This is a genomic window from Labrys sp. WJW, assembly GCF_001676615.1.
GTDB lineage: Bacteria > Pseudomonadota > Alphaproteobacteria > Rhizobiales > Labraceae > Labrys > Labrys sedimenti.
The window spans coordinates 21302-37706 of the sequence record NZ_LYXZ01000011.1 but is presented as its reverse complement, the minus strand read 5'-3'; the positions used below and the strand labels follow the sequence as shown (position 1 = coordinate 37706).

Here is a 16405-nt window from a genome sequence, read left to right as displayed (position 1 = left end):
AGCGATTCACCACCCGAAGGGTTGTAACCCGCTGAGTGGGGCGGAAGCATGGCGCTCCCTAGCGCAAAACACGTTCAGGCTTGAACCCTTTATTGCTCCAGTTCGTCGGTTCGGCGCGTCTTTGCAATTCGACGTGATTCCATCTCATCGCAAAACGCTACGGCGTTTGGTCCCGGATTGCCCGCTGTTTGATAACAGCTTCCGGCTTCGGAACCTGTCAACGCGGCCGAGTTGTCCCGAACTCTTCACGGGCGCGGGGTTTCCGCGCCCGCATGCCGCTCGCGTTTCTCAGAAGCCCTCCAGCACGATCTTGCCCTTGGCGCGCCCGCTTTCGATCAGGGCGTGCGCCTGTTTCAAATTTTCGGCATTGATCGGACGCAGCGCTTGGCTGAGCGTCGTGCGGATCCTGCCTCCATCGATCAGTGTGGCGACCTCGTTCAGCAGTTTGCCCTGTTCGTCCATGTCCGGCGTCTCGAAGATCGCCCGGGTGAACATCAGCTCCCAATGGATGGAGACCGCCTTGCGCTTGAAGCCCATGATGCTCAGTGCCTCGGGGTCGTCGATGAGCCCGAACCGTCCCTGCGGGGCGATCAGCTCGACGATCTCGTCGAGATGACGGTGGGTCTCGGTGGTGGAAAAGACGAAGGCGGGCGCTCCGATCCCGAGCGCTGCGATCTGTTCGGCGATCGGCTTGCCGTGGTCGACGACGTGATGGGCGCCCAACTCGCGGACCCAGTCCTGCGTCTCCGGGCGCGAGGCGGTGGCGATGACCGTCACGCCGGTGAGCGCGCGGACGAGCTGGATGGCAATCGAGCCAACGCCGCCGGCGCCGCCGATGATCACGATGGCATTGGCTGCTCCGGGCACGGGGCGGCGAATGTCGAGCCGGTCGAACAGCATCTCCCAGGCCGTGATGGCCGTCAGCGGCAGGGCCGCAGCCTCGGCATTCGAGAGGCTTTGGGGTTTGTGGCCCACGATGCGCTCGTCGACCAGATGGAACTGGCTGTTGGCGCCGGACCGGGTGATCGAGCCGGCATAGAACACTTCGTCGCCGGGCTTGAAGGCGGTTGCCGCCTCGCCGATTTCGGCCACCCTGCCGACCGCGTCCCAACCCAGCACCTTCCACTCACCTGCTTCGGGCGAAGCCCTGCGGCGCACCTTGGTATCGACCGGGTTGACGGAGATAGCCGCGACCTCGACCAGGATGTCGCGGCCGGTTGCCTTGGGCCGGGGCAGCTCGACGTCCTCGAGCGCCGTCGTGCTGTCGATGGCACCGGCCGTCCTGTATCCGATTGCTTTCATGGCTCGTTCCTCGTCGCTGATTGCTATGGGCGGAACTTGTCCCTATGATCGATCATCGTCAATATGCACAAAAAACGCCTATAGTATCAAAAAGGATACTGTCATGGCCAAAGCGCGCCATTCGCGGTTCGACTGCACGCCGGGTTGTTCGGTCGAGGCCGCCATCGGCCTGATCGACGGCAAATGGAAGTCGATCATCCTGTTCCATCTGCTCTCGGGCACGCTGCGCTTCAGCGAGATCCGGCGCCATATCGCCAATGTCACGCCGCGCATGCTGACCAACCAGTTGCGTGAACTGGAGGAGGATGCACTGATCGAGCGCAAGGTCTATGCGCAGGTGCCACCCAAGGTGGAATACAGCCTCTCGCCGCTGGGCCGCAGCATGGAGCCGGTCCTGCTGGCGCTGAAAGCCTGGGGGGATGCCAATATCAACCTTTATGGCAAGCCGCATGCCGCCGAGAGGGCGGACGCGGCCTGATTCCATCGCGGGAAAGCCGCCTCCGTTAGAGCAAAGTGCGATTTCTCTGAATCGCACTTTGCTCTATCTCTTTGTTTTGACGCGTTTTCTTAATCGAAAAGTCTATCAACTTTTCTGGAAAACGCTCTAGCCCTGGAGCATGGCGACGTCGATCACCTGGAAACGCCCGCCATCCTCTTGGCGAAACAGGCCGAGGCGGTCGATGCGAAGGTGACGGGCGACCTCCAGCTCCTTGGCCCGGGCGTCCAGGCATTCGCCGATGGCCGCGGCATTCTCGATGGCGCCCGACAGCGTCATGTGGAAGCGGAATTCTTCGAGCACATGCGGGTAGCCATGGGCATGGAGGTAGCTGCGCTGGCGCTCGCTCAGGCGGTCCGGGTTGCGGCGAGCGATTTCGGCGGGCGTGAGCGGCGCGCGCAGCCTGTCGAAATGCCTGACGATACTGGCCTCGATGGCGGCCAGCTCAGCCGGCGGTTCTGCCGGCACCATGGCGAGAAAGGCGCGGCCATCGCGCGAGGAGGGAATCGGCCGGATGACCCAGGCGCCGAGATCGACGGGCCGATGGGTCTTGGCGAAGGCGACGAGCTCCGATGCAAGAGCCGCCTCGTCCACGCCCTCGGCAGCGCGGAAGGGGGCCTTCAAGGTGGCATGAAAACCATAGAGCCGGGGATCTGCAGTCATCTCGTGCCAGGCGGAAGCAGGGGTAAGGGCAGGATGCCATTGCGGCACATCCCGGCCGGTGAAGGCATCGTAGCCCAGGACTTCGCTGCCGAAGCGCCAGAGGGCCGTATCTGCAGCGGGCACATAATAGATCGCGTAGCGTGTCGCCATTCTCAAACGTCCATAAACCTGCTCTGCAGCATCGAACTTGATCCCGGAGGTAAGGTCGATGCCGTAATGTGTTGTTTCCAAGACCCTTTTATTAAAAGGCCAATGTCCCCCTTCGGCTCGATGAACTAGAGCCCAAGTGCACCGCCGTCGGCACGCGGGTCGTGCACGGCCTCGATGCGTCCGTCCCTGATGTGACGGACGAGCGCGCCGGCATGACCGAAGCTGTCTGCATAGGGCCGGCCGATGTCGATGGGATGACCGGCGCGGTCGAGCGCGTTGAGGAGGCTTTCGTCGAATCTGTCTTCCAGCTGAAGTACGGATTTCTGGATCTTCTCGTCGCGAGCGAGGACGAAACGAGGAGCATCGACGGCAGCAGCGAGGCCTTCGCCCAGGCGATAGCGCGAGAACAATTGCGCCAGGATCTGCGGCTGGGCCTCGCCGCCCATGGTTCCGAAAGGCATCACCCGTCCGTCGGCAAACAGGGCCATGGCCGGGGCCAGGGTGTGGAAGGGCAGGCGCCCGGGGGCCAAAGCGCGGGGGGAGCGGGCGTCGAGCGAAAAGGCCCGGCCACGATTCTGCATCAGCAGGCCGGTCTTCGGCAGGACCAGGCCCGAGCCGTAGTCCCAATAGATCGATTGAATGTAGCTGACGGCAAGGCCTTCCTGGTCGATCGCGCCCATCCAGACGGTGTCACCCTTGGCGCCCGGCAGCGGGGAAGGGGCGGCACGTGCCATCGAGATCGCAGCGGCTTCGCGCTCCAGGAAGGCAGGGGTGAGGAAGGCACCCGGATCTGCACCCATTACGGCAGGATCTGTGATCTCGCGATGGCCGATGGCCGATGCCCGTTTGGCCGCCTCGATCAGGCCATGGAGGTGTTCAAAGCCGCCCGCCCGTTTGAGGCCGAGGCGTTCGGCGAGGCCGAGGATGACCAGGGTGGACAGGCCTTGCGACGGCGGCGGCAGGCTATGGAGCGTGACCCCCGGCAGGGCGAGGCTCAGCGGCTCGCGCAGCCGTGCTTCATAGCGCCGGAAATCCTCCCGCGTGACGAGGGCGCCGGCGCGGTCGAGATCGGCGGCGATCTCACGGGCCGCGTCGCCACGATAGAAATCGTCGAGCCCGGCATGGGCAAGCTGCTCCAGCAGACCCGCGAGGGCCGGCTGAAGGAGGCGGTCGTCGGCCTTGGGGACTTCGCCGGATGGCATGAAATGGGCGGCGAAGCCCGGCACGGCCCTGAGTTCATCGATGTCGGCCGCTTCGACGCGGGCTTGCGAGGCCGAAACGGCGATGCCGTCGCGGGCATGACGGATGGCGTCTTCCAGCAACACGCCGATGGGCAGCCGGCCGCCGAAGGCCCTGGCCATCTCGGCAGCGATCTGCCAGCCGCCTACTGCTCCGGGAACGGTCAGGCTGGAAAGGACACCGCGAGATGGCACTTCGTCATAGCCGAGATCGCGCAGAGCCGAGATCGAGGCCCGGCTACCGGCAGGGCCGCAGGCCTGGATCGTCCGGACGCGGCGGCTCCTGTCGGCCACCAGCCAGAAGCCGTCACCGCCAATGCCATTCATATGCGGATAGGTGACTGCGATGGTGGCCGCCATGGCGATCATCGCCTCGATGGCGTTGCCGCCCTGGATCAGGATGCGCTGGCCGGTCTCGCTGGCCGGATGATGGGGCGTGGCGACGGCAGCGTGACCGAAAACGGGGGGTTCCATGGAGCAGGGGGCTTTCCAAGCGAAGACTTATATGGACGATTTGTCATCTCACGCGCCCTGCGATCCGCCGGGAATCGCAAAGGCACCTGAAAACAAGGCGTTAGCGCAAGAGTGCCGATGCGCTCCAGCGTGCTTCATTCCACAAGGGGCGTAGCAAAGCGCGGCGCGATGGTATAGAGGCAAGAGACGACGTTCACGGAAGCCGCCAGGAAGCCGCCTTTGTCCAGCTCTGACAGATCCATCAATTGGACCAGCCTGATCACCATTTGCTCGGTTGCCATTCTGATCGGCACCGAGTTGCTCGGTGCGGCCTGGGCTTCCGGCTGGGCGTTGGCGGGATTTTTCCAGCTTGGGTCCACGGCCGAGGTCATTCTGCAAGGCGTGTTCGGCCTCATCGCCCTCTATGCCATTTTCGTCTTCCTCAGGCAGGCCAGCCGGGTCGAGCCGATCTTCAAGCGTGAAGGCGCCGGCTCCTAAGGCGAAAGGTCCTGAACCGCCATCCGGCGGCAGGATGGCGGAAGCCGCCGAAAGCAGCCTCGCCGCGCGCTCGCTCCACGGCCTGTTTCGCCTGCTCAGGGTCAAGGAGTGGGCGAGGCCGCCTTTTCTGAAGGCTTTGATCCGCCTGAGCCGTCGGACCGGCCCCGCGTTGCCGTCCGCCCGTTTGCGCAATCTCTGCGAGATCCGGCAGGAAATCGTGCATGGTGACCGCGTATTCCACCTCGGACCCCGGGATGGCGGGACAGCGCCCTTCCATCTCATCTATTTGCATGGCGGCGCCTATTCGTTCGCGATCAGCTTCCTGCATTGGCGCTTCCTCGAAGATCTGATCCGCCGTACCGGTTGCAGCGTCACGGTGCCTTTCTATCCTCTGGCTCCGGAAAACGATCACCGCGACGTGCTGGCGAGCGCGCTGGCGCACTACACCGATCTATGCGCCCGCGTTGCACCGGAGCGTGTGGCGGTGATGGGCGATTCGGCCGGAGGCGGACTGGCACTTGCACTGGCCCAGGCCCTGGTCGCGGCCGGTCACCCCCAGCCTGGCCAGGTCGTCCTGCTCTCACCTTGGCTCGACCTCACCATGGACGACCCGGCGACGCTGGCCCATCGGCCGCATGACCCCGTGATCACGCCGGAGGCAGCCCGGGCGGCGGCGCGCCTCTATGCCGGTGACCTGCCGCTGGACGATCCCGGCATCAGTCCGCTCTATGGCGAAATGCGGGGGCTGGCGCCGGTCGCCATCATGACCGGCACGGCCGATCTTCTCAATCCCGAGGCCCACAGGTTGGTGCAGCGCCTGGAGGCGGCGGGACAGCCCGTCGAACTCCTCGAGCAGGCCGGCATGGTGCATGCCTGGATGCTGCTGCCGCTGCCGGAGGCCATACAAGCGCGGAGGCAGATCGGCGATCTGTTGAATGCGCGCTTCCGGCCGGACGGCAAGATGGCCCATCCGGCCTGATTTCCGGCCCCTCAGGTCAATAGCCGCACCGGCCTCTTCGACCAGACCAGGCTGTAATAGCAGGCCTGAAACAACAGATTCGCGGCGAACCCGGCCGCATAGCCGATCCAGATACCGGACAGGCCGAGCTTCGCGTCGAGTAGGCAGGCCAGCGGCACCTCGACCAGGGCGATAGCGGCCACGAACAACCCCGTCGGCACCAGGACCGTACCATCCGCCCGCATGACCCCGCTCAGCACCGCTGACCAGCCGGCGAGCACCACGCTCCACAGCACGATGCGCAGCAGGTCCACCGCGGCAAGAGCCGTGGCAGTATCCGTGATGAACAGGCCGATGGCCACCGGGGCAATCAGATAGGCAGCCGTCACGAAGGCGCCCGTCGTAACCAGGTTCAGACGCAGCCCCGTGGCCAGGATAGGCCCGACGGCGCCTGGCCTGCCAGCGCCGATGGCGTGGGAGGCCAGGACCGTCGCCGTGATGCCCAGCGACATCACCGGGAACTGTACCCAGCTCATGATCTGATTGATCGCGCCGTAGCTGGCGGTTGCGCCGATGCCGTGCCGGTTTACCAGGCCAAGCAGCACCAGTTCCGCCACCGCCAGGCTCATCATCTGGCCGGCCGTCGGCAAGCCGATGCGCAGGATGGCCGGCACGAACGAGATGTCGAAGGCAAGGGACAGCGACGGCGCCAGCGGATGCCGGCGACGACGCCAGTGCCAGGCAAGCCAGAGCAGCGACAATGCATAGGCCCCGATGGTGGAGACGGCGGCGCTTGCGACACCGAGACGAGGCAGTCCCGCCCAGCCCTCGATCAGGGCCGGCGTGGCGGCGAGAGACAGTGCCGTTGCGAGGAGGAGCACGAAGAGTGGCGAGACGGCATCGCCGACACCCCTGCTCATCGAGGTGACGAGCCAGAGCAGGAAGATCACAGGACAGCCCATTGTCATCAGGCGCGCATAGTCGATGGCCGCCGGCAGGATCGCCATGGGCGTGCCGAGGGCCTGCAGCAGGCCGGGAATGGCGAAATGGCCGGACAGGGCGATCGGCAGGCTGAGGGCGAGCATCATCACGGTGGCAGTGGCGGCGATGCAGCGAACGCGCGGGCGATCGCCTGCTCCCCAAGCCTGGCCGATCAGCACGGCGGCGCCGCTGCTCAGGCCGATCACCAGCGAGAGCGCCAGGAACAGGATCGGAAAGAAGGCTGATACCGCGGCAATGGCCTGGAGGCCGAGCAACTGGCCGATCCAGATGCCGTCGAGCGTGCTGGAGGCGGCCTGGAGGACATTGGTCAGCATCATCGGCAGGAGGATGCCGAGATAGAGACGCCATAGGGGGCAGGAGGCGGGAGACGATGACATGGCGGATACCGGGCAAGCGGGTGCAATCCGGGCGGCGGAGCGCCAGGTGCACGCGGGAAATCGACGGGTGAAAATCAGGCGGGAATCGGCAGTTGCGTCAGCGGCAACAGGCGTGAATCGGCCAGGGCGGCGGTGCGGTGCCCGAGCCCGGCGAGATAGTCCCGGTCGTCGGCAAAAGCGAGGAAGCTCCGCACCGAGGCCTGCCGGATCAGCATGACCAGGTCCCAACGTTCGGTTTCGGGGCCGATCAGGAAGGCACCGCCGCTCCCGAGAAACTGAACTTCGCCGCCACTACGGGACAGGAAGGGCAGGGTGTGGACGATATAGCGCTGGAAGGCTTCCTCGCCGCTGATCGGAGCGGCGGGGGCGAGATCCGGTGAGGCCGAATAGTCGGCGATTTCACGAAAACGCAGGAGATTGAGCATGGTGACGGGGCCGGCAAGGCCCCGAGTCACGAAGGCTCGCCCGGCCTCCTGCGTGGGGGAGAGAAAAGGCGGCATGATTTTTCCTCGGCATTCGGGAAGCGTCCAGCCTGGGCAGGCGAGCGTACGCTGCCGAGCCGGCTGAATGAAACGGCTCCCTTTATATCCGGGTGAAATTTTCCATGTCAATATACCCGGGTAATATTGCCGAGTGCACGGATCTCGTTTAAGGCTGTCCGCCGAAGCGCTATGTCATTCCGGTTTGGCCGAAGGAGGCCGCCCATGAAACGTGAAGATCGCAAGGCGGTTGTCGACGCCTACAAGAAGCGCAAGGTTACGGCCGGCATCTATGCCGTCCGCTGTGCGGAGACGGGGGAGTGCTGGGTCGGCCGGGCGCCGGACCTCTCAAAAATCCGCAACCGGCTCTGGTTCACCCTGGGCCAGGGCGTCAGCCTGAATCAGGCGTTGCAGTCCGCCTGGAAGAAACATGGAGAGCGGGCCTTTAGCCTCGAGATCATTGAGGAACTCGAGGAAGAGGAGGTCGCCTTCGTACGTGAACGGGTCCTGAAAGAAAGGCTCGATCACTGGATTACAGCACTGGCGGCGAAGCCGGCTTGATTTCGCCTCTCTCTGGAGAAAGACGCCTCTTCCTGTGATAATTGCCCCCAGGGCGTCTGGCGATCCTGAAGGGACGCAGCCGGTCGGGCCGCGCTTCCGAGCCCGTAGGCCAGTCCAAGCGACGTGACGCTTCTCATTTGCCGCCTGAACAGCGCATGATGGGGACTGCGGTTACCGGGGGCCTTTCGCATGTCCGATCTTCCAAGCGACGATCAGCTTCGTATCACGCTGGCGCGAACACTCGGTCTCGTCTTCGAGGATTGGAGCATGCCCGATCCGACACGCATGGAATTGGATGTCGAGCAGGCGATTCGACAGGCGGTCCGGCGAGCCTGGCCGGGCTTGACCGTCACCGCGGTGGTGGCCGGCCTTCGGCACGAAGGCGAAGTCGATAGCATCGATCTCCTGATGGCCGACACCCGCAGCGGCATCAAGAGACGGTATCTGGTGTTTCCCTGACATGCGTCGCGTTCGGGACAGGGCGCCTGCAGGCTCCAACGGTGCCGATGGCCGACCTCGTCCCGCAAGGGGGCGAAGTCGGCCCCGGAAGTCGATCATTGCGGCAGGGCCAGCTTCACCTCATTACGTATGCCTGCCTTGATGTCGACGTCCTGGACGACGCTGACATCGCCCTTCCAGGCACTGATCTTGTATTTGCCGGCAGGCAGGACGTAGTTCGCCGGCAGCGTGTAGAGCCGGGTGATTTCTTTCGCCTCGCCATAGATATCGGTTTCGGGACTGGTGATGCGCACCGAGTCCGCGCCCGGCGCATCGAGGGCGGCAAGGCCTGCATCGAGGGGGAAGGAAGCCGTGACCGTCTCGCCGGCCTTGATCTCCAGGGGGAAGACGCGATCCACCCCGTCGATCTGGACATGAACGCGATAGGTACCGGCAGCAATGTCGAAAACGGGCTCGCCGTCATAGGCATCGACCAGGAACGACTCACCGTCGATCGGTGTGGCGCCGGCGAGGATCTCCACATGGGGATCTTTCGCAACGGGGCCTCCGGAAACGAAGACAATTTTGCCTTTGAGTTTGCCCACGCCGGCAATGATCTCGACGGGGACCGTTTCGGCCGGTGCGACCTCGACGTCGCGGGATTGAATGGAGGTGCCGAGCTTGAGGGTGACGCTGTATTCGCCCGCCGGCAGGATGACGGACGTCTCGGCATCGTAGGCGGTGAACAGGTCGTCGCTGCTGCCTTTGACCTTGACGGTCCAGGTCGCGTTTTCCAGGGCCGTTTCGGTCGCGGTCCGCTTGGCGCGCAGCCCAAGGCGGCCGGCATTCAACGCCATGTCGACTCGGTTCATCTCGCCGGCCTTGATGGTGATGGGAGCCTTCACGCTGGCCTGTCCCACCGTGAGCGTCAGGATGTAGTCGCCCGGGGCGACCTGTTCATGGATGTTGGCGTTGTAGCTCGTCATCACGGTTTCAGACGCCGCGCCTTCCGGCGCCGGGCGGGCGAGTTCCCACTGTACATTGTCGGTGAGCGGGTCGTCGCTGGCCGCCAACCGGGCATAGCCGGTCAGGTTCCAGGCAGGCTTGGGATCCGCCTTCGGCTCGGCCTTGGGTTGCGGAGCCGGTGCCGGCGGCGGATTGCCTTGCGCCGTGTGCACCGCCTGTTGGATGGCCTTGGTGAGTTCGCCGGCATCCTCTGCCTGCAGGGCGACGCCGCCGGTCGCCTCCGCCATGCAGCGCAGTTCCCGGTTGGCTTCGGGATCCTTGATGTCGAAGCCGACGGTATCGACGACGAGGTCGATATCGGCCTTCTTCAAGGCGGCGGCGACCTCGCAGGGGTCGGCGTTACAGGTCTCGACGCCATCGGAGACCAGGATGATGGTCGACCGGCCCTCCTGTCCCTTCATCGCTTCGGCGGCGGCTCGCACGGCATCGGTCATCGGCGTGCGGCCCTTGGGCGACAGGCCGCCGACCATGGCCATGAAGGCCTGCTCCTCGACGGGCCCGACCGTTTTGAGCATCTCGATGTCCTTGCAGTCGCCCTTGCGGCGGTGGCCATAGACGATCAAGCCGAGCTGATCCTCCGCAGGCCAGCCTTTCAGGATGGTGCCCACGGTTTGGCGGGCCGCCTCGATCTTGGTGATGGCGCCTACCTTGCCCCACATCGAGCCCGAAGCGTCGAGCACCAGCATGACGCGAGCTCCTTCTCCTGCCCTCGCGCTCTCAGCCATCGGCATGAAGGCGCCCACCAGGCCGAAAATGCCCAGAAGGAGGAAGCAAAAGCCTTTCTGCATGGAAAACTCCAATGGATCTGCCGATCGGGCGACCGTCCGGCCATGCTCGCCGTTCGCCGGTTCGAACACAAGCGAAGGTTGCATGCCCGGATATGACTGCGGAATGTGCTGCCGTCCGTTACCTCTGTGCGCTTTCGCATAGGGGGATGCAGGGTGATGGTGTTCATTCGGCCTTGACGGCGCCACCCTCCCGCGCACCGCTTGAATGCCCTTCTCCCTGATTGGACAGGCGGCATGCTGATACCGCCCCACAGCGATGTGCGAAAACGCACAGCGCGAAGGGGCCGTTTCCAATTAACCATTGCTGTATCAGCGGGGCCGGAAATCAGCACGAGCCCACGCAAAATCGTCGGGGACTATCGATGTTGACCTCAAACGCACGCCTGGCCTGGAACGACGACATCGACATGTCGGCGCCAGATATCACCGAGCTGCATCGCGCCTACATGTTGTCGATCCGCCAGCACCAGCGTCTGCTGGGCGAGCTTTGCGCGACGCTGTCTAGCCTCGGTGTTGCCATCGACAATTCTCCTCTCGACTCGCAGATGCGGGATGCCCTTTCCGCCGGCGTCGGCCGTCACGTCGACTTGGCCCGTGGGATTATCGCTGGAATCGACAGCGCATTGAGCTTCTCGGCGCCGACGCGTCCGTCGACCGCTCATTGACGAATAGTCGCTGCAGCGGCAGCCGGCTGTGCCGAAAGGCACAGGGGTGCAGCGGCCGGGAAACCGGGTTGCCGTGGACGTAACTCTACTCTCCATAGCAGTACCTTGAGCGGACAGGCCTTGCAGGAGGTTTGTCCGCTCCTTTCAACTTGGGGTTCCCGTAGAGAACGAACCTTACGCTTGGTCGCTTCAGGAAGCCGGCACGGCTTTGCCAAGAAAGAGGCACGATGCATGCCCTTAACTCGCCTGCGTTACAATAAGGCAGGGGCGGTTTCGCCGGGATAGAGCACGTTCTTTTTCGACCTCTCTCCTGTCCAAACTGTTTGTTTGTGCGTATCTTCGTCATTTCCTGGGGTTCCGCTAGGTTGCAAAACGCTCCAGGGTCCCGGCTCCCGAGTGGGTGACGGGAGCGGCGTATGATATCGGCAACACTTCTTGTTTTTTAATCAAACCGCATTGACACCCACTGGCTGTTTCATTTTTGTACTGCTGATGTGTTGATGTTTCCGGCTCTCGTCTGCCTAGTACCGCCGGACTTAACCGAACAGTAACCATAATGATGTCGGTACTAGCTACGCGCTGACGTATTCGGGGGTACTATGAAACTGGTCCATTTTGCCGTGCTCGCGGCCATATCGCTGAGTCTGGGCGCCTGCCAATATACCAAGACGGCCGATCCCGTGCTCTCGGAGCGGGACGCGCAGTTCATGGCGATGATTCCCACCGGCGATGTGGACAAGATGTTTGCCCGCTACATGGTCGACAATCCCACCGGCGAGCCGGCCGGCGTGGTGGTGGTCGAGACCAAGCAGCATCTGCTCTATTATACGCTGCCCGACGGCAAGGCGATGCGCTACGGCGTGGCTCTCGGCAGCGAGGCTTTCGGCTGGACGGGCGAGGCCGTCATCGACCACAAGGCGGAATGGCCGACCTGGAATCCGCCGGCCGAGATGATTGCGCGTTGGCCGCATGTCAAGCGGACCGAGGGCGGCTGGACCAATCCTCTGGGCGCCCGCGCGCTCTACCTCTTCCAGGGCGGCAAGGATACGCTCTATCGCATCCATGGCACCAACGAACCCGAGAAGATCGGCCGCAGCGTGTCGTCCGGCTGCATCCGCATGCGCAACATCGACGTGATCGATCTCTACAATCGCGTTCCCGCCGGCACGAAGGTGATCGTGCGCTGAGAATTGCGGTTTCTGGCATCTCGGCGCGTCCGGGGTCCCTGCCCAGCATTCGCGCTAGACATGAAGCCTCGGATTTTTCCGGGGCTTTTTGTTTGCCCGACCGGTGCCCTGCGCGGTTGCCGAGTGAAGGGCAATCTTTCTGGGCGGATTGAGGGAAATCCCTCATCCGAGGCGCGCAGTATAGAGACTATCTTCGGTGAACGGCTCATATCAGCTCCGGAGAGACCATCATGACCGACCGCTCGGAAGACAGGCGTCCTACCCCAGACCGTGCCGAGGAGAATGCCTTCTTTCCATCGCCCTATTCACTGAGCCAGTTCACGTCCGCCAAATCCGACCTGGGGGATGCGCACTACCCCGACGCCTATCGTGGGGGGTGCTGGAAAATCCTGATGATCGCGGCGGACGAGCGCTATCTCCTCATGCGCAACGGCACGATGTTCTCGACCGGCAACCACCCCGTCGAGATGCTGCTGCCGATGTACCACATGGACAAGGCCGGTTTCGAAATCGAGATCGCCACCCTGTCGGGAAACCCGGTCAAGCTGGAGCTCTGGGCCTTTCCGAAGGAGGACGATGCGGTCCAGGGCATCTATCGCAAATATCTCGACAGGCTGAAGCAGCCACTGAAGCTGTCCGACGTCATCGAGGGCCGGCTCGGAGACGACTCCGACTACATCGGCGTCTTCATCCCCGGAGGACATGGCGCCTTGATCGGCCTGCCGCAAAGCCGCGACGTCAAGGCGGTGCTCGAATGGGCGTTGCGCAGGGACAAATATGTCATCTCGCTCTGTCATGGCCCTGCAGCCTTGCTGGCCGCTTCGATCGGCGAAGCCGAGGGAGACTCTCCCTTCAAGGGCTACAAGATTTGCGCGTTCCCCGATTCGATCGACGCGAAGACGCCGGATATCGGCTATATGCCGGGAGCTATGCCCTGGTTCATCGGCGAGAGGCTGCGGGAAGCCGGCGTGGAAATCCTGAATGACGACATCACGGGCCGGACGCACCAGGATCGTAAACTCATTACCGGCGACAGCCCTTTCGCATCGAACAATCTCGGCAAGGCGGCAGCCCGCGCTCTGATCACAGAGGCAGCCGCGCTATAGTCGCCCCGACGGCGGCGCATGAAGAGACGGATGAAGACATGGATCAGTTCTATGGAACGGTCTTCGCCATCGAGAGAAGCGAAGACCTTGCATCGATCCAGCAACGTGTCCGCGCTATCGCTTTGCCGTTCGGATATGATCGTTTCGTACTGTTTTCCGCGTCCCCGGTGCGAGACGACCTGGTCGAGAAGATCTACTGGGCGGAGGGGGATTGGTTTGGCGACGGGACGTTTGTGGATGCGAAGACCTATGTCCAGCGCTGCCCGGTGACGCGCCATATCCTGTCCACCGACGAGGCCTTCTTCTGGACCAAGACGGTTTCGAGCCGCGGCGAGAAATACCGCGTGGTCCGCATGCCCAGGGGAGCGGGCGTGCATGGGCTGCAGATTCCTGTCTTCGGCCCCGCCGGTCTCGAAGGCGCCGTGACCTATGGCGGTGAGCGGATCGACAGCTCTGCGCGGGCCCGCATTGCCCTGACGATCATCGGCATCGCGGCCTTCCGTTCGGCGCGGCGCCTTATCGAGGGCGGTGGCGGCGACACGGCTGCCAACCTCACGCCGCGGGAGCGCGAAGTCCTGCGCTGGACGGCAGCAGGCCGGCGACAGGCGGACATTGCCGCGACACTCGGTCTGTCGGAGCGGACGGTTGAAAATCATCTACGCCGGGCGCGCCTTCGCCTGGGAGCGGCGACGACGGCGCAGGCGGTCAGGACGGCGATTCGACAGGGCGAAATCAACGATTAAGCGAGTCGCTTCTGAAAAAAGCGCTTTGCTTTCGCACATCCTGCCAAGCGCCACGGGGGACAACCCCAGAGCGTGGGAGCCGCCGGCCTGACGTACCGGCCTGCAATATTGCCAAGTCTTACGACTGGGCCATCTGCTGAAGGCGAGTATAGGCCGCCTCCGCGCTCATCTGGCGCTGGTCCTTTTCCTTGCGCGCCGCACCCACGGCGGCGGCCAGAGCCGGGATGGCAATCTTGCCATAACGATCCTCGAGCTTTTCCCGCTTCTGTTGCGCGGGCTGCTGGAGACGCGATCCCTCGATGTCCATAATCTGGTCCTCAACCAAGATACACGACAAGTACGTGCACGGATTTACGCAGTTACGACAACAACTTACCCCATAATTGACAGCGAAGGCGTGGGAATTATGACGGAACGGCGACATGATTAGCTCAATTGCGACATTGTCGTTATTTTGCTGCAGCATGTTGCAAGAACGTCACAAGTAAATGGGCCACAAGGCCATAAAGAAAGCCGCGCTCTGCAGCGCGGCTGTGATGCATTCATAAGTTCAATGTTACCGATATGCCGCGCGCATGTCGTTGCAGCCGCGTCGCATATCGACAAAAGCAGGATGCTTCCGTTCAGGCGGCGAGATCGTCGTCTTCGTCGCGCAGGCAGGCCGGCATTTCATGCTTGGGCTTTTCAGGCTTGGCCACGACACGGGCCACCTGTGCCGCGGCTGCGGCGACGGCCGAAATGCCGATGGCGCGATAGAGATGCTGCAGCTGCTCGCGCGGCGAGCCTTGCTGGGGCGCGAGCCCTTCGCCCGGTCGGGCGGCGGAAAGAGGGGAGGTCGTCATAATTAACTCCATACGCAACGACACGCTCTACTTACATTCACCCTGGAGGTGCTTTGAAGCGAGGTGAGGGCCGGACTGTGAATATTTGGCGGCGAAGCTATCATGGTTAACGTGAAGGCTCCGTGATACTTCGCACGGCATGGTGGACAGTATAGGCCCGGCTACCTGAATGTTCGATTAACCGGGCCGCCGGCACCGGCAATTCATGCCCTCGGCAAGGCCCAGGGCTGCACGCTGACGATCGACCAGGCCGTACCGCTCTTGCGGCAACCCTTGCCCTGATACCATTGCGCCGGGTTCGTTCCTCGGATGGCCCCGCCGGCCTGGTCCGACTGCGCCGCCACGAAGCTGCGGCAGGTGAGCTTGTTCTCGACATAGGTCTCGGCCACTGGCGTCACCGAGCCGTGGGCGCCGGTCGTCATGTTCGACCATTGAATCGAGGCGCCCGGATTCTGAGGGTCCATGGCGGCCTGCAGCGCGGCCTTGGCCTGCTGCCAGTCGGCGTCGGTCATGCTGGCATTGAGGCGGATGTCCTGGACGGGAATCGAACCGGTCGTGGTCTGATCCTCGGCCGAACCGAAGATCGGGCCGAGAGGCGTCGAAATGGCGCAGCCTGTCAAAATGACACTGGCGAACAGCACTGACAGTGGGCCGCGGACACGGTACGCGTTATAACCGCCCTTGAAGACGAACAGGCTGAACACAGTGGAGCCACCCCAATGACCATGACGTTAGGTAATCTTGGCACGGGCGAGTTAACGCCGGGTGACTCGGCTGGCTTCCTCGACGCGTCCGAACCGTTTTTGTTGTTCGCGCAATGGCTCGCGGAGGCGGAGAAATCCGAACCCAACGACCCCAACGCCATGGCGCTCGCCACGGTGGATCCCGAAGGGCTGCCGGATGTGCGCATGGTGTTGCTCAAGGGCCTCGATGACAAGGGGTTCGTGTTCTACACCAACACCCAGAGTGCCAAGGGCCAGGAACTGGCCGGCACGCCCAAGGCCGCCCTGCTGTTTCACTGGAAGAGCCTGCGCCGGCAGGTGAGGGTGCGCGGGCCGGTGGAGCGTGTCACCGATGCCGAGGCCAACGCCTATTTCGCCACGCGCCCGCGCGGGAGCCGAATCGGCGCCTGGGCCTCGCAGCAGTCGCGGCCGCTCGAGGGGCGTTTCGCCCTCGAAAAGGCAGTAGCGACCTACACGGCCAAATTCGCCATCGGCGAGATCCCGCGCCCGCCCCACTGGACCGGTTTCCGCATCCTGCCGGTACAGATCGAGTTCTGGCACGACAGGCCGTTCCGGCTGCATGACCGCCTGGTTTTCAGGCGTGCCGAGAGCCAGGGCGGCTGGCGCCGCGAGCAGCTTTATCCCTGAGCCAGCGCGCGGCAATTCGGCGTGCCCTTTGCCGCGAGCCGCCGCCCTATTTCATTTGGGCGT

19 protein-coding genes are annotated in these 16405 nt (G+C 63.5%); 10 read left to right on the top strand and 9 right to left on the bottom strand.

Going from position 1 to position 16405, the window contains the following annotated elements:
• Nucleotides 1-288 precede the first annotated feature (288 nt).
• The gene (locus BA190_RS06985) at nt 289-1302 is read right to left on the bottom strand and encodes a zinc-binding alcohol dehydrogenase family protein (RefSeq protein ID WP_068284613.1); all 1014 of its coding nucleotides are present in this window, start codon (nt 1300-1302) and stop codon (nt 289-291) included.
• A 103-nt stretch (nt 1303-1405) separates the two neighbouring features.
• Between BA190_RS06985 and BA190_RS06980 the strand changes: the two genes are divergently transcribed.
• Nucleotides 1406-1780, top strand: a complete 375-nt coding sequence (locus BA190_RS06980; RefSeq protein WP_068284610.1) for a helix-turn-helix domain-containing protein — start codon at nt 1406-1408, stop codon at nt 1778-1780.
• 126 nt (nt 1781-1906) lie between these two features.
• On the opposite strand, the gene BA190_RS06975 is transcribed toward BA190_RS06980, so the two are convergent.
• Together BA190_RS06975 and BA190_RS06970 are read right to left on the bottom strand one after the other, a co-directional pair.
• Nucleotides 1907-2611: a DUF1045 domain-containing protein gene (locus tag BA190_RS06975; protein WP_068284605.1), complete on the bottom strand. Its 705-nt coding sequence runs from the start codon at nt 2609-2611 to the stop codon at nt 1907-1909.
• Between the two features lie 125 nt (nt 2612-2736).
• Nucleotides 2737-4323: a gamma-glutamyltransferase family protein gene (locus BA190_RS06970; protein WP_068284603.1), complete on the bottom strand. Its 1587-nt coding sequence runs from the start codon at nt 4321-4323 to the stop codon at nt 2737-2739.
• A gap of 219 nt (nt 4324-4542) precedes the next feature.
• Here BA190_RS06970 and BA190_RS06965 point away from each other — a divergent pair, with 219 nt between their 5' ends.
• Both BA190_RS06965 and BA190_RS06960 read left to right on the top strand, forming a co-directional pair.
• A complete protein-coding gene (locus BA190_RS06965; protein ID WP_068284602.1) occupies nt 4543-4800 on the top strand; it encodes a hypothetical protein in 258 nt (85 codons plus the stop codon).
• A gap of 34 nt (nt 4801-4834) precedes the next feature.
• Nucleotides 4835-5779 (top strand): alpha/beta hydrolase fold domain-containing protein, encoded by a 945-nt coding sequence (locus BA190_RS06960; RefSeq protein WP_068284601.1) that lies wholly within the window; start codon nt 4835-4837, stop codon nt 5777-5779.
• Nucleotides 5780-5790: 11 nt separating this feature from the next.
• On the opposite strand, the gene BA190_RS06955 is transcribed toward BA190_RS06960, so the two are convergent.
• Nucleotides 5791-7137 (bottom strand): MATE family efflux transporter, encoded by a 1347-nt coding sequence (locus tag BA190_RS06955; protein ID WP_068284600.1) that lies wholly within the window; start codon nt 7135-7137, stop codon nt 5791-5793.
• Between the two features lie 74 nt (nt 7138-7211).
• Nucleotides 7212-7637, bottom strand: coding sequence for a DUF1330 domain-containing protein (locus tag BA190_RS06950; RefSeq protein ID WP_068284598.1), 426 nt, complete (start codon nt 7635-7637; stop codon nt 7212-7214).
• A 204-nt stretch (nt 7638-7841) separates the two neighbouring features.
• Between BA190_RS06950 and BA190_RS06945 the strand changes: the two genes are divergently transcribed.
• Together BA190_RS06945 and BA190_RS06940 are read left to right on the top strand one after the other, a co-directional pair.
• Nucleotides 7842-8177 (top strand): GIY-YIG nuclease family protein, encoded by a 336-nt coding sequence (locus BA190_RS06945; RefSeq protein ID WP_068284596.1) that lies wholly within the window; start codon nt 7842-7844, stop codon nt 8175-8177.
• Between the two features lie 189 nt (nt 8178-8366).
• The gene (locus tag BA190_RS06940; protein ID WP_068284595.1) at nt 8367-8636 is read left to right on the top strand and encodes a hypothetical protein; all 270 of its coding nucleotides are present in this window, start codon (nt 8367-8369) and stop codon (nt 8634-8636) included.
• A gap of 95 nt (nt 8637-8731) precedes the next feature.
• Here the strand turns inward: BA190_RS06940 and BA190_RS06935 are convergent, their stop codons facing one another.
• Entirely contained in the window at nt 8732-10429 is a 1698-nt protein-coding gene (locus BA190_RS06935) for a VWA domain-containing protein (protein WP_068284594.1), read from the bottom strand.
• A gap of 362 nt (nt 10430-10791) precedes the next feature.
• Here BA190_RS06935 and BA190_RS06930 point away from each other — a divergent pair, with 362 nt between their 5' ends.
• From BA190_RS06930 to BA190_RS06915, 4 genes are all read left to right on the top strand, one after another.
• Nucleotides 10792-11094, top strand: coding sequence for a hypothetical protein (locus BA190_RS06930; RefSeq protein ID WP_068284592.1), 303 nt, complete (start codon nt 10792-10794; stop codon nt 11092-11094).
• Nucleotides 11095-11693: 599 nt separating this feature from the next.
• A complete protein-coding gene (locus tag BA190_RS06925) occupies nt 11694-12281 on the top strand; it encodes a L,D-transpeptidase (RefSeq protein WP_068284590.1) in 588 nt (195 codons plus the stop codon).
• A 230-nt stretch (nt 12282-12511) separates the two neighbouring features.
• Nucleotides 12512-13387 carry a glyoxalase III HchA gene (hchA, locus tag BA190_RS06920; protein WP_202908433.1) on the top strand — a complete coding sequence of 292 codons (876 nt, stop codon included), beginning with the start codon at nt 12512-12514 and terminating at the stop codon, nt 13385-13387.
• Between the two features lie 38 nt (nt 13388-13425).
• Entirely contained in the window at nt 13426-14130 is a 705-nt protein-coding gene (locus BA190_RS06915) for a PA1136 family autoinducer-binding transcriptional regulator (RefSeq protein ID WP_068284586.1), read from the top strand.
• 118 nt (nt 14131-14248) lie between these two features.
• Here the strand turns inward: BA190_RS06915 and BA190_RS06910 are convergent, their stop codons facing one another.
• The 3 genes from BA190_RS06910 to BA190_RS06900 all read right to left on the bottom strand — a co-directional run bounded on the left by BA190_RS06910 (nt 14249) and on the right by BA190_RS06900 (nt 15676).
• A complete protein-coding gene (locus BA190_RS06910; RefSeq protein ID WP_068284584.1) occupies nt 14249-14437 on the bottom strand; it encodes a hypothetical protein in 189 nt (62 codons plus the stop codon).
• Nucleotides 14438-14753: 316 nt separating this feature from the next.
• On the bottom strand, nt 14754-14972 hold the full coding sequence (locus BA190_RS06905) for a hypothetical protein (RefSeq protein ID WP_068284582.1): 219 nt from the start codon (nt 14970-14972) through the stop codon (nt 14754-14756).
• Between the two features lie 203 nt (nt 14973-15175).
• The gene (locus tag BA190_RS06900; RefSeq protein ID WP_068284580.1) at nt 15176-15676 is read right to left on the bottom strand and encodes an RT0821/Lpp0805 family surface protein; all 501 of its coding nucleotides are present in this window, start codon (nt 15674-15676) and stop codon (nt 15176-15178) included.
• Nucleotides 15677-15691: 15 nt separating this feature from the next.
• Between BA190_RS06900 and pdxH the strand changes: the two genes are divergently transcribed.
• Entirely contained in the window at nt 15692-16342 is a 651-nt protein-coding gene (gene pdxH, locus BA190_RS06895) for a pyridoxamine 5'-phosphate oxidase (RefSeq protein ID WP_082979528.1), read from the top strand.
• Nucleotides 16343-16405: the final 63 nt, after the last annotated feature.